14 protein-coding genes are annotated in these 12,674 nt (G+C 51.7%); 7 read left to right on the top strand and 7 right to left on the bottom strand.

Going from position 1 to position 12,674, the window contains the following annotated elements; all coding sequences use genetic code 11:
* Nucleotide 1: 1 nt before the first annotated feature.
* Together rfaF and rfaC are read left to right on the top strand one after the other, a co-directional pair.
* Complete coding sequence (gene rfaF, locus AC6I8X_RS19695; protein ID WP_313681787.1) at nucleotides 2–1,045, top strand: ADP-heptose--LPS heptosyltransferase RfaF; 1,044 nt, start codon at nucleotides 2–4, stop codon at nucleotides 1,043–1,045.
* A gap of 2 nt (nucleotides 1,046–1,047) precedes the next feature.
* Nucleotides 1,048–2,016, top strand: coding sequence for a lipopolysaccharide heptosyltransferase RfaC (rfaC, locus tag AC6I8X_RS19690; protein ID WP_313681789.1), 969 nt, complete (start codon nucleotides 1,048–1,050; stop codon nucleotides 2,014–2,016).
* 51 nt (nucleotides 2,017–2,067) lie between these two features.
* Here the strand turns inward: rfaC and AC6I8X_RS19685 are convergent, their stop codons facing one another.
* From AC6I8X_RS19685 to envC, 4 genes are all read right to left on the bottom strand, one after another.
* Complete coding sequence (locus AC6I8X_RS19685; RefSeq protein ID WP_313681791.1) at nucleotides 2,068–2,985, bottom strand: glycosyltransferase family 2 protein; 918 nt, start codon at nucleotides 2,983–2,985, stop codon at nucleotides 2,068–2,070.
* A 165-nt stretch (nucleotides 2,986–3,150) separates the two neighbouring features.
* A complete protein-coding gene (locus tag AC6I8X_RS19680; protein WP_313681793.1) occupies nucleotides 3,151–4,272 on the bottom strand; it encodes a glycosyltransferase family 9 protein in 1,122 nt (373 codons plus the stop codon).
* A 167-nt stretch (nucleotides 4,273–4,439) separates the two neighbouring features.
* Entirely contained in the window at nucleotides 4,440–5,339 is a 900-nt protein-coding gene (locus tag AC6I8X_RS19675; RefSeq protein WP_299448524.1) for a divergent polysaccharide deacetylase family protein, read from the bottom strand.
* Nucleotides 5,340–5,342: 3 nt separating this feature from the next.
* Nucleotides 5,343–6,644, bottom strand: coding sequence for a murein hydrolase activator EnvC (envC, locus tag AC6I8X_RS19670; RefSeq protein WP_313681795.1), 1,302 nt, complete (start codon nucleotides 6,642–6,644; stop codon nucleotides 5,343–5,345).
* Between the two features lie 248 nt (nucleotides 6,645–6,892).
* On the opposite strand from envC, the gene AC6I8X_RS19665 reads away from it, so the two are divergent.
* From AC6I8X_RS19665 to cysE, 5 genes are all read left to right on the top strand, one after another.
* Nucleotides 6,893–7,324 (top strand): rhodanese-like domain-containing protein, encoded by a 432-nt coding sequence (locus tag AC6I8X_RS19665; protein WP_013511012.1) that lies wholly within the window; start codon nucleotides 6,893–6,895, stop codon nucleotides 7,322–7,324.
* A 17-nt stretch (nucleotides 7,325–7,341) separates the two neighbouring features.
* On the top strand, nucleotides 7,342–7,596 hold the full coding sequence (grxC, locus tag AC6I8X_RS19660; RefSeq protein WP_208716910.1) for a glutaredoxin 3: 255 nt from the start codon (nucleotides 7,342–7,344) through the stop codon (nucleotides 7,594–7,596).
* 40 nt (nucleotides 7,597–7,636) lie between these two features.
* The gene (gene secB, locus AC6I8X_RS19655) at nucleotides 7,637–8,104 is read left to right on the top strand and encodes a protein-export chaperone SecB (RefSeq protein ID WP_013511010.1); all 468 of its coding nucleotides are present in this window, start codon (nucleotides 7,637–7,639) and stop codon (nucleotides 8,102–8,104) included.
* Nucleotides 8,104–9,123, top strand: a complete 1,020-nt coding sequence (gene gpsA / locus AC6I8X_RS19650) for an NAD(P)H-dependent glycerol-3-phosphate dehydrogenase (protein ID WP_497840328.1) — start codon at nucleotides 8,104–8,106, stop codon at nucleotides 9,121–9,123. The genes secB and gpsA overlap by 1 nt, the downstream gene beginning before the upstream one ends.
* Nucleotides 9,124–9,191: 68 nt before the next feature.
* Nucleotides 9,192–10,013, top strand: coding sequence for a serine O-acetyltransferase (gene cysE / locus AC6I8X_RS19645; RefSeq protein ID WP_084877917.1), 822 nt, complete (start codon nucleotides 9,192–9,194; stop codon nucleotides 10,011–10,013).
* Here cysE and trmL read toward each other — a convergent pair.
* The 3 genes from trmL to cpxR are packed head-to-tail and all read right to left on the bottom strand — an operon-like array spanning nucleotide 10,010 to nucleotide 12,590.
* Nucleotides 10,010–10,483, bottom strand: coding sequence for a tRNA (uridine(34)/cytosine(34)/5-carboxymethylaminomethyluridine(34)-2'-O)-methyltransferase TrmL (gene trmL, locus AC6I8X_RS19640; RefSeq protein WP_497840327.1), 474 nt, complete (start codon nucleotides 10,481–10,483; stop codon nucleotides 10,010–10,012). The genes cysE and trmL overlap by 4 nt on opposite strands.
* 35 nt (nucleotides 10,484–10,518) lie before the next feature.
* Nucleotides 10,519–11,895: an envelope stress sensor histidine kinase CpxA gene (gene cpxA, locus AC6I8X_RS19635; protein WP_084877911.1), complete on the bottom strand. Its 1,377-nt coding sequence runs from the start codon at nucleotides 11,893–11,895 to the stop codon at nucleotides 10,519–10,521.
* The gene (cpxR, locus tag AC6I8X_RS19630) at nucleotides 11,892–12,590 is read right to left on the bottom strand and encodes an envelope stress response regulator transcription factor CpxR (RefSeq protein WP_084877909.1); all 699 of its coding nucleotides are present in this window, start codon (nucleotides 12,588–12,590) and stop codon (nucleotides 11,892–11,894) included. The genes cpxA and cpxR overlap by 4 nt, the downstream gene beginning before the upstream one ends.
* Between the last annotated feature and the right edge of the window lie 84 nt (nucleotides 12,591–12,674).

Genomic DNA, 12,674 nt, shown 5'->3' with positions numbered 1-12,674 from the left:
GATGAAAATTCTGGTTATTGGCCCGTCCTGGGTCGGCGATATGATGATGTCGCAAAGTCTCTATCGCACGCTCAAGGCTGAGCATCCTGAGGCTGTTATTGATGTCATGGCACCCGCCTGGTGCCGTCCGCTGCTGTCACGTATGCCGGAAGTGAATCAGGCACTGGCGATGCCGCTCGGTCATGGCGCACTGGCGCTGGGTGAGCGTCGCCGTCTGGGCAAAACCTTGCAGGCCAGCGGTTACGATCGCGCCTATGTGCTGCCGAACTCCTTCAAATCAGCGCTGGTACCGTTTTTTGCCGGTATTAAACGCCGTATCGGCTGGCGTGGGGAGATGCGCTACGGTGTGCTGAATGATGTGCGTGTGCTGGATAAAGCCGCGTTTCCGCTGATGGTTGAGCGCTATGTCGCGCTTGGCTACGATAAACCCGTTGCTGCGGCGCAGCAGTTGCCGCAACCCTTATTGTGGCCGCAGCTCCGGGTAGAGGAAGATGAGAAGCGCATGACGGCAGCACAGTTTGCGCTCTCTGCCGATCGTCCTGCGATTGGCTTCTGCCCGGGTGCGGAGTTCGGTCCGGCAAAACGCTGGCCGCATTATCATTATGCCGCGCTGGCAGAACAGTTAATCGGTGAAGGGTATCAGGTGGTGCTGTTTGGTTCGGCCAAAGATCGCGAGACTGGCGATACCATCATTCAGACTCTGCCCGAGGTGGCACGTACGCACTGTAAAAACCTGGCGGGTGAAACGCAGCTGGAGCAGGCGGTCATTCTGCTGGCGAACTGTGCTGCGGTGGTCAGCAATGACTCCGGTCTGATGCATATTGCAGCCGCTCTTAACCGCCCGCTGGTGGCATTATATGGCCCCAGCAGCCCCGATTTCACCCCGCCACTGTCGCATCAGGCTCGCGTTATTCGCCTGATCACCGGTTATCACAAAGTCCGCAAAGGCGATGCCGAACAGGGCTATCATCAAAGCCTGATCGACATTCAGCCCACGCGCGTGCATCAGGAATTAAGCGCTTTGCTCAACGCGGCGCAGGAGTAAACATGCACGTCCTGATTGTTAAAACTTCTTCTATGGGCGATGTCCTGCACTCACTGCCTGCGTTGACCGATGCAATGCAGGCGATTCCTGGCATTCGTTTTGATTGGGTTGTGGAAGAAAATTTTGCCCAAATCCCGGCGTGGCATCCGGCAGTAGATAAAGTGCTGCCAGTGGGGATTCGTCGCTGGCGTAAGCATTGGTTCGGTAGCCAGCAACGCGAAGAACGCGTGTTGTTTAAGCGTGAGTTACAGGCGCGCGAGTATGACGTGGTGATTGACGCACAGGGGCTGATTAAAAGCGCAGCGCTGGTCACCCGTCTGGCGAAAGGGGTGAAACACGGCCAGGATAGCCGCAGTGCTCGTGAACCCTTTGCCAGCTGGTGGTACGACAAACGCCATGAAATCAACAAGCAGCAACATGCGGTAGAACGCACGCGTGAATTGTTCGCGAAAAGCCTCGGCTATGAAAAACCTGCTACTCAGGGTGATTATGCAATTGCAGGGCATTTTCTCACGGAGCTTCCGGCAGATACCGGGCAGTATCTGGTGTTTTTGCATGCAACAACGCGTGACAACAAACATTGGCCGGAAACTCACTGGCGTGAGCTGATTGAATTAGTGCAATCAACCGGGCTGCGCGTGAAGTTACCCTGGGGGGCTGAGCATGAACATCAACGCGCTCTGCGCCTTGCTGAAGGCTTTGACCATGTTGAGGTACTGCCGCGCCTGACGCTGGAACAGGTTGCCCGTCAACTGGCTGGTGCGCGTGCTGTAGTGTCAGTGGACACAGGGTTGAGCCACCTGACGGCAGCGCTGGATCGTCCAAATATTACGTTGTACGGTCCGACAGATCCGGGGCTGATTGGTGGATATGGGAAAAATCAGTTTAGTTTGAAAGCTGAGGATAATAATTTGTCTTCCGTTTCATCTGCTGTGGTATATGCCAGACTAAGCGAACTTCTCCAGTCATAAATCAGTCAGCATCAATTCCAGCTCATTAATTTTTTATGGGCTGGAATCTATTTAACGGATCTTCAACTTAAGGATAAGGTATTTTTTCTTTATGCTTAATCTGACACTTGAGCTAAGGAAGAATTTCGAGGCTGATGTTTGACGCAGAATATCGTACATCGCACTCTGCGATGCTTCCGATAACTGTTTTTTATGTTTATATAATAACTGAACCACATGAATAGCGGTCAGATGACGCCAGTGATTGCCAAATTCAGCATCCATCATTAATAATGCTTGCGCCTTTAACTCAAGTTTCTCTGCCGATAATGCACTGGAAAGACTATGAGCTTGCTTAATATAAATATAAAAAGCGTGCTGGCAGAAATAGACATTGGCTGCTTTTTTCAATATCTCAGGAATTAGCGCGATATCTTCATAACAAAAAAAATCCGGAAAACATGAATTCCTGAATAAAGACTTATTGACTATTTTTCCGATAAAATGACCCTGGAATTTCTTGTGAATAAGGAATTCTTCAATGGCATTATCCTGGGTGATCTTCTTCGGGACTTTCCATTGCCAGTTGTCGAGCAGTGGAATCTCACCTTTGATTTCATAAAGGGGAGAGATAAGAATGTCTATGTCGTTATTCTCGAGGAAGTCTATTATGTTGGCTAGCGATTTTTCATAAACCAGATCATCACCATCGACCATGGTAATGTATTCACCCTGGCATTTATCAATGGCGAAGTTTCTGACTTTTCCGATATTTTTAAATTCTGTGCGATAATAAAAAGTGTTCTCATTTTTATCCGCAAATTCACGCAGAATATTGCTGGTTCCATCGACCGAAGCATCATCAATAAGTATCAACTCACAAGAAGATACTTTGTTACCAACCGCCAGAAGTATACTTTCCAGAGTTTTCTTAATATGCCCTTCCAGATTATGGGCTGTGACAACAATCGATAAAACCTTACTGTTCATAAAACATACCAGAACCTGTCGATGTTTATTACTTCTTCGAATTCGTAACTGAACTGAAGATGCCGTCATTCCATGAACATCTCTGAGCAATTTCTTTTTCCTCGTCGAAGTATAGCTAATATCATCGAGCCTGGAAAAAAAATTCGTATGATTCAGAGAATAATTTTACCCGTTAGATTGTTTCATTAGTTGAATTTCTGGGCGAAATTTTCTGAGAATTCGTTCAACCTGCTCTGTAACTCTCTCAGGTTTAATGACATCCATGAGATGGGCCAGATGATCCTGTGATTTCTGACGACCAATATAAATCATATGATGCAACTCTGGGTTTTGTAAGGCACCAGTAGCATAAGGGTTAGCGGTGACGAATAACCCCAGAGTCGGTGTTTTTACAGTCACGGCAATGTGCAGGGGGCCGGTATCTCCTGTCACCAACAGATCAAAATCATTAATCAGTGCGCACAATTCGGGCAGGGAAGTATCACCGACCCGATTAACTATACGATCATGATATTGTTCAGGGAGCCGATTGAGAAAAGCTTCTGCTCTTCCTTTATCTCCGGGACCACCAATCAACACAAAAGATAAATGCGGAGAATGATCAAGTAGCTGTAGAGTCATGGCCGCAAAGTTTTCGGGTGCCCAACAGCGTTCCGGCGTAGAAGCCCCAAGCTGCAAACCCACTGTAGGTGAAGGGAGAACCTTTTTTTCCGCGATCCGGAAGGGGAGCTTCATTTCTATATCGGTTATGTCACAGCCCAGAGCCTGAACTAATTGCAGTTTACGTTCAATAATATGGCCTTTGAATGCAATGATATAATCAATCAACCATTTGTCACGCAGTGGCACATTATCCTTATAGTTATCCTTGATAATGTACTTCGCACCAGCCATGATCGCGGACAAATAATCATAAGGCTCATGCGAATGTAGCAATAATGCCAGCTCGGCTTTGGGGTAGGATTTTAATTGCTTTAACAAGCCGGGGATGGTGATGGCTTTATTATTCCAGAATACCAGGTTATCCCAGTCATCACCCTCCTGGAGAAACTCAGCGAATTTCTGATGGGCGATAAGTGTAATGATTGCGTCAGGATAACGGTTGCGAACAGCGCGAATCGCCGGGGTGTTAAAAAGAAAGTCGCCGAGTGCGGTGGTCGAGAAAATTAAAATGTGCGCAGGACGCAATGCTGAAAAATCGACGGATGTTTCAACCTGATGGCGTTTCACGAAATTGTGAATAACAATAGCCTTATCTAACAGCTTGGTTTTCCAGATCTTACGCATTGACTGACTCGTTCTTCATGCACTGATTATAATGAAACTTATTTGACCGGTTGATCTGGGTTAAGTTTCATTGCCGGCGATGCTGTTTGGGTATCGTTTAACCGCATTGACGATGCAATGCGGTCAGAAGAAAATTCTCCATTATCTGCGCGGCAATGGGAAGCAGCTCAGAACAAATTTGTCAGATTCCGGATAAAGGGACTTTGCTGAATGCTCTCTGCGAGCAGAGATACTGCCCGACTTTGTGGCACGGGTGGCAGCGGTTTGCTGGCCTTACAGACACCAGGTGCACGGAAATGAGGTACAGGAGTGGGCTGCGGTTTGGCTGGCCCGGACCCCTGATGTAACGGCTCATTCAGCAACTGGCTGGGACGCACCAGCGTGATATCCGCAGGCAATGTTGGCAGCATTTGCTGCAATACCCGCACCGTATTGGGATGAGGATGCCCGATGGCAATGGCATAACCATCGCGCTGCGCCAGTTTCACCGCGCGGTTAAATTGTTCGCGAATCGCTGCATCATTCTGGCTGTCATCGAGAAACACCCGACGCTTCAGTACCTTAACATGCGTTCCTTCAGCGGCCGGGATTGACTGGCTGTTGCCGATAGTCATGCTGTCGAGAAAGTAGAAATTGTACTGATTTAGTACCTGCATCACCTTCTGCATCCCTGGCAGGCTGGATGTCATTTTGCTGCCCATGTGGTTATTCAGCCCCACCGCATATGGCACTTTGCCAACCGCATCGTGGATAATGCGTGCAATTTCCGCACTGGACATCTCTGGCGTGAGCGTATCTTTCTCCAATGGCTGCTTGCTGAGAGGAGCCATTGGCAGATGGATAAGGACTTCATGACCACTCTGATGCGCTTTGGTCGCCATTTGTCGGGCAAAGGTGGCGTTTGGTAAGACGGCAACCGAAATGGCTGCGGGCATCTGCAACACTTTGTTCTCTTCGACCGGGCGATAGCCGAAGTCGTCAATCACAATGGAAAGTTTGCCCGCATGGGCGGAAAGTGACAAAAACAGGCCACACAACGCAGCCGGGAGTTTATGAGGTTGAAACAAAGCTTATCTTCCTAACCACGGTAGTGGGTTGACGGCTTGTCCCTGACGCCGGATTTCAAAATAGAGCGAAGGCGTGCCGCGGCCGCCGCTGGTACCCACCAGAGCGATAGGCTGTCCTGCCTTCACCTGGGCACCGACACTCACCAGCGCACTTTGGTTGTAGCCGTAAAGACTCATATCGCCTTTACCGTGTTCCAGTACCACAACCAGACCGTAGCCCTGAAGCCAGTCGGCCATCAGTACGCGTCCATCGGCAATGGCTTTCACTTCGGTTCCTTCTGGTGCGTCAATCACCAGACCTTTCCAGCGCAGTTCGCCCTGCATGGTTTCCCCAAAGCGATGCTCAACACGCCCGTGGACTGGCCAGACGGCCTGACCTCCGGGCCGACCCAGACCCCCGGTACGGGCCATCAGCTCACGCTCACTTTGCGTTGGCTGATAACTTGATCCTTTGGCCTTGGCCTGTGCCTGGCGCTGACGTACTTTCTCCGCCTCACGCGCTTCACGTTCGGCTCTCTCTCGGGCCTCACGCTCCGCCTTGGCGATTTTGTCCTGCAGACGGCTCTCGTTTTCGCGCATTTCTACGAGGTCAGCCTGGTCTTTTTCCAGCGCACTTTCCAGTGCCGTCAGGGTTTTCTTGCGGGCAACGCTTGCAGATTCAAGTTTGGTTTGCTGCGTTTGCTGCTGTGCTAACAGACTTTTTTGCTGCTGTTGTTTGCCCTGCAACGACTGACGCTGCTCCGCGAGCTGTTGCTGCGTCTGTTTCAGGTCATCGATGTTCTTCTGACGTGCAGCATTAAGATAGCCAAAATAGGCCAGAATACGCTCGCTGCGTTGTGCCTCTTCACCGCCCAGTAGCAACTGTAAACCGTTGTGCTGACCCTGACGAAAGGCGGCATCAAGCTGCTGGGCCAGTAATTTTTCCTGCTGTGCCTGCTGTTTTTCCAGCCGGGCAATGGAGGCGTTGAGTTGGGCAATATCGTTGTCGAGGGCGCTGAGGCTATTGCGGGTTTCACGCAGCTGGCGGCTAGCCTGAGCAATAACCTTCTCCTGGCTTTGCAGCTGATCCAGCAGCTTACTGCGCTGCAATTTTTGCGCTTTCACGCTTTTCTCTTTTTCGGCGATATTTTGCTGAATGGATTTCAGTTGCGTTTTGCTGTCATCATCACCGTGGGCAATGGGCGGCAATAGCAGAGCGCCCGCGCAGAGCAGGCTGAGGGAGAATGTGGACCAGCGTGTTAACAACGGATGCGCTGGGCCGTTGTGACAGGTCCTTGTTGGTAAAACAATCGCTTTTCCCTTCATAGTCGCTAATTATTCCACGATGAACAGCCGCTTACCAGTTTCCCGGGCCGGGTTTTGCTTTTCCAAACATGTCTTCCCCAGCTTACAGGCAGAAACTTTGTCTTAATTTTGCGATTAGAACACTTTTTTTGGAAAATGACGCACAAATCGTAACTCTGGCCCCTTAGCGACTGTACATGCGAGGTGGCGCAGGTATACTCAGAACCCTTGTTTTAGCTTATTAGCCCGGTCTGGAGTCGTTACCCCTCATGCAAGAAATTATGCAGTTTGCAAGCAATCACCCCATCCTCAGTCTGGCATGGGTTGTCTTACTCGTTCTGGTGATTGTAACCACCGTTAAAGGAATGTTCTCGAAGGTAAAAACCATCAGTCGCGGTGAAGCAACCCGCCTGATTAACAAAGAGGACGCGGTGGTGGTAGACGTTCGTTCGCGTGACGACTATCGCAAAGGACACATTTCTGGGGCGCTGAATGTAGCGGCGGCAGACATCAAAAAAGGTAGCTTTGGCGAACTGGAAAAGCATAAGTCTCAGCCCATAATTGTGGTATGTGCCACCGGGCAGAGCGCTGGCGAACCAGCAGCCCAGCTGAGTGCCGCTGGTTTCACGCAGGTTTCGGTTCTGAAAGATGGCGTGAGCGGCTGGAGCGGTGAAAACCTGCCGCTGGTGCGCGGTAAATAATTCGCAAAGGTAACTGCATGGCTAATGTCGAGATTTACACCAAAACGACCTGTCCTTATTGCCACCGGGCGAAGGCGCTGCTTAATCAGAAAGGTGTGACGTTTCAGGAGATCCCTATTGATGGGGACGCGGTGAAACGTGAAGAGATGATTCAGCGTAGCGGCAGAACGACCGTTCCACAGATATTTATCGATGCGCAGCATATTGGCGGCTGCGATGATCTCTTTGCGCTGGATGGGCGCCAGGGACTTGATCCCTTATTACAGGCATAACTTAACGGCCACACAATTCTAACTAACAGGATTTAGTAACATGTCAGAACATAGCACCAACGAAATGCAGTTCCAGATTCAACGTGTTTACACCAAAGACGTCTCTTTCGAAGCGCCGAACGCGCCGCAGGTTTTCCAGAAAGAGTGGGAACCGGAAGTGAAGCTGGATCTGGACACCGCGTCCTCTCAGCTGGCTGATGAAGTCTATGAAGTGGTGCTGCGTGTTACCGTAACGGCCAGCGTCGGTGAAGAAACCGCGTTCCTGTGTGAAGTTCAGCAGGCCGGTATTTTCACTATCAGCGGTATCGAAGGCACTCAGATGGCACATTGCCTTGGTGCGTACTGCCCGAACATCCTGTTCCCGTATGCGCGCGAATGCATTACCAGCCTGGTGTCTCGCGGTACTTTCCCGCAGCTTAACCTGGCACCGGTCAACTTTGATGCGCTGTTCATGAACTATCTGCAACAGCAGCAGGGTGAAGGCGACGCGCCACATCAGGATGCCTGATGACTACACTCAACGCTTCGATTAGCGTCATCGGTGCCGGCTCGTACGGCACCGCATTGGCCATCACGCTGGCCCGCAATGGTCACCCGGTTTTGCTCTGGGGCCACAACCCGCAAAGCGTAGCGCAACTCCAGTCTGATCGCTGCAACACCGCTTTTCTGCCCGACGTTCCTTTTCCCGATAACCTCGTTCCTGAAACCGATTTAGCACAGGTGGTCAATGCCAGCCGTGATCTGCTGGTGGTGGTTCCGAGCCATGTGTTCGGTGATGTCCTGCTGCAGCTGAAGCCGCATTTGCGTAGCGATTCGCGTATCGTTTGGGCGACGAAAGGTCTGGAAAAAGAAACCGGGCGATTGCTGCAGGATGTGGCACGTGAAATCCTCGGCGATACCATCCCGTTAGCCGTGATCTCTGGGCCCACTTTCGCTAAAGAGCTGGCGGCGGGTATGCCAACGGCGATTGCGCTGGCGTCAACGGATGCGCAGTTTGCTGACGATCTCCAGCAGAAGCTGCACTGTGGGAAAAGTTTCCGTGTGTATAACAACCCGGACTTTATTGGCGTGCAGCTGGGTGGTGCGGTGAAAAACGTGATTGCGATCGGAGCCGGAATCTCTGATGGCATCGGTTTTGGCGCAAATGCGCGCACTGCACTGATTACCCGTGGCCTGGCTGAAATGAGCCGTCTCGGCGCAGCGTTGGGGGCTGATCCTACCACCTTTATGGGGATGGCAGGGTTGGGCGATCTGGTGCTGACGTGTACCGATAATCAGTCTCGTAATCGTCGTTTCGGCATGATGCTGGGGCAGGGCGAGAACGTAGATGAGGCGCAACGCATTATCGGACAAGTTGTAGAAGGTTACAGAAATACCAAAGAAGTCAGAGCGTTAGCTGCCCGTGTTGGTGTTGAAATGCCAATAACCGAGCAAATTTATCAGGTATTATATTGCGAAAAATCAGCGCGAGAGGCAGCATTGAGCTTACTCGGCCGTGCAAGGAAGGACGAAAACAGCCAAAGCTGAAGCAGGATGCCCAGCGTCATCACCTGGAGCGCCCCATCAGGCGCTTTTTTTATCGGGAGAACACAGCAATGTCGTCTGAAGAGTTAGAACTGGTCTGGAACAATATTAAAGCGGAAGCCAGGGCACTGGCCGACTGCGAACCGATGCTGGCCAGTTTCTTCCATGCGACATTGCTGAAGCACGAGAACCTGGGCAGCGCACTTAGCTATATGCTGGCAAACAAACTGGCTAACCCGATTATGCCTGCCATCGCTATTCGCGAAATCGTTGAAGAAGCCTACCGTGAAGACCCTTCGATGATCGTTTCTGCTGCCTATGATATACAGGCGGTGCGTCAGCGTGACCCAGCCGTTGATAAATATTCTACGCCTCTGCTGTATCTGAAAGGTTTTCATGCCCTGCAGGCGTATCGTATTGGTCACTGGCTGTGGAAGGAAGGTCGCCGTGCGCTGGCGGTTTACCTGCAAAACGAAATCTCGGTCTCATTTGCTGTAGATATTCACCCGGCTGCAAACATTGGTCATGGCATCATGCTCGACCATGCCACCGGCATCGTGATCGGCGAAACGGCCATCGTAGAAAATGATGTTTCCATCCTGCAAAACGTCACCCTTGGCGGTACCGGTAAAACCAGTGGCGATCGTCATCCGAAGATTCGTGAAGGGGTGATGATTGGCGCGGGTTCAAAAATACTTGGCAATATCGAAGTGGGGCGCGGTGCCAAAATTGGTGCCGGTTCCGTGGTTCTTCAGCCGGTACCACCGCATACCACGGCAGCAGGCGTACCGGCACGCATTGTCGGTAAACCTGCCAGCGATAAACCCTCAATGGACATGGATCAGCACTTTAATGGTACCGTTCCAGGTTTTGAGTTCGGTGACGGCATCTAGCTCTTGATCAGCGCGCCAGCATAATCAAGCTGGCGCCACGCTTCATATACTACGACTGAAACCGCATTCGACAGGTTCATACTGCGACTTTCGGGCATCATCGGAATACGAATTTTTTGCTCGGGTGGCAGCGCGTTAAGAATCTCTGCGGGTAGCCCCCGGCTTTCCGGACCAAACACCAGATAATCGCCAGCCTGATAACGCACAGCACTATGCGCCGGGGTGCCTTTGGTGGTGAGTGCAAACAACCGCTGGGGCCCTTCAGCTGCAATAAATGCCGCATAGTTAGCGTGATGCCTGATGGCGGTGAATTCGTGGTAATCCAGCCCGGCACGTCGCAGGCGCTTATCATCCCAGGCAAAACCCAGAGGTTCAATCAGGTGCAACTGAAAGCCAGTATTGGCGCAGAGACGGATGATATTGCCGGTATTAGGCGGAATTTCAGGTTCAAATAAAACAATATTTAGCATAAGGCCCCCGGAAACGAGGGCCGAAGCATAACAAATTATTGGCGGGCGGAGTACAACGGCAGCCAGAGGGTCAGGCGCAGGCCGCCGAGCGGGCTGTCATCAGCTTTCACCCAACCGCGATGTTGCTGAACTGCCGTTTCGACAATCGCCAGCCCCAGGCCGGTGCCGCCTGATTCGCGATCGCGTGCCTCATCGGTACGGTAGAACGGGCGGAAAATCTGCTCACGGTCTTCCGGGCTGACGCCGGGACCATCATCATCCACATGTACGGTAATGCCCTCGATATCCACCGAGAAGCTAACGCTGATATGCGTATGCGAATAACGCAGCGCATTGCGTACGATGTTTTCCAGCGCACTTTCCAGCGCGTGTGGGTTGCCATATAACGGCCACGGACCCGGTGGATAAGGAACGTCCATACGTTTACCCATCTGCTCTGCTTCGAATTTGGCATCTTCCAGTACACCATTCCACAGATGGTTGGCCTTCATCGCTTCGCTGACCAGCGCATTTTTATGCTGGGTGCGTGACAGTACCAGCAAGTCGTTGATCATTCCGTCCAGTCGCTGGGCTTCCGTTTCAATACGTTCCAGTTCTTTGCCTTCACCCTGACGACGACGCAGCAGAGCGGTGGCTAACTGTAAACGGGTGAGGGGAGTGCGTAACTCATGGCTGATATCTGACAGCAGGCGTTGTTGTGCCGTCATCATGCGTTCGAGTGCGCTCACCATCTGGTTGAAACTTGAGCCAGCGGCCAGGAACTCTTGTGGTCCTGATTCCAGTTCCGGATGCTGCCGCAAATTGCCGCTCGCTACCTCATCGGCAGCATGTTTAAGCTTACGTGCCGGACGTGCCAGGCTCCATGCCAGCCACAGTAACAGCGGGGAACTGATCAGCATGGTGACGATGAGTAATAGCAACGGGCGGTCAAACAGCAGATTGACGAAATCCAGTTGCGAGCTGGTGGCGGGGCGGATCAGATAAAGCTGGTAGTTATCTTCGCCATCGCGTACGGCAAAGGGGCCAACCATTTCTACCCGACCATATTTTTTCTTTTGCGGGTGATCGGCATTGTCGGACTGACCAATAAAGTTGCGGATAACCTGCATTTCGTTGTGCTGGGCGCCAATGACGCGCCCCTCACTGGTCACCAGCAATAGTCGCTGGCCTGGCGGAGCCCATTTCTCAATGGCGCGAAATAACCGACGCCACCACATCAAATCGTTGGGTGGGTCTTGCGCCAGTTCGGCTTCAACATGCTGCTCGATCATGATGCCCTGCCGCTGTTCACTTTCCAGCAGCGAGGTCATCTGTCGAGAGTCGAGTTTTGGCACCATCAACACCAGCATCAACACCAACGCCAGGGTAAGCCAGAAGATGGCGAAGATGCGGGTGGTCAAACTTCCAATCATGATGCCGAAACCATCAGGTAGCCACGTCCGCGCAGAGTTTTAAACCACGGATGACCATCACGACGTTCCGGTAATTTACGACGCAGGTTAGAGATATGCATATCGATGGCGCGGTCAAACGGCGTCAGACGCTTACCCAGCACTTCCTGGCTGAGATGTTCGCGTGATACCACCTGGCCAAGATGCTGTGCCAGCAGATAAAGCAGGGTGAATTCCGTGCCGGTCAGGTCCAGCGTTTCATTATCGAAGCTGGCTTCCTGGCGACCTGGGTTAAGTCGTAAACAATCGACTTCCAGCGTGGGTGAGCTGTTGTCGTGCTGCTGCTGTTGCTCGCTCCAGTTGGAACGACGCAGAATGGCGCGAATACGCGCAACCAGCTCGCGATCGTTAAAAGGTTTAGGTAGATAGTCATCCGCGCCCAATTCAAGACCAAGGACGCGATCCAGTTCGCTGCCGCGTGCAGTCAACATGATCACCGGTGTCTGGTGTTGCTGACGTAACTCTTTCAGTGTGTCGATACCGTTCTTTTTCGGCATCATGACATCCAGCAGTAACAGGTCTACGGTGTTGTCCAGTAGGTTGAGTGCCTGCTCGCCATCGCTGGCGACAATCACTTCAAAACCTTCCATCTCAAGCAGTTCTTTAAGCAGCGAAGTCAATTCGCGGTCATCATCAACCAACAGGATCTTATTCATTTTTTATTGCCCTCCGCAGGCAAAATACCGTGTTCCCATATCGTCAATCCAACGCTTTACGTAGTTTTACACCCCCTGACGGAT

Source organism: Pantoea sp. X-Soil-TKNS-1280, from assembly GCF_059730475.1.
The sequence above is the reverse complement of the archived record's forward strand: the minus strand, read 5'-3'. Positions and strand labels throughout refer to the sequence as shown.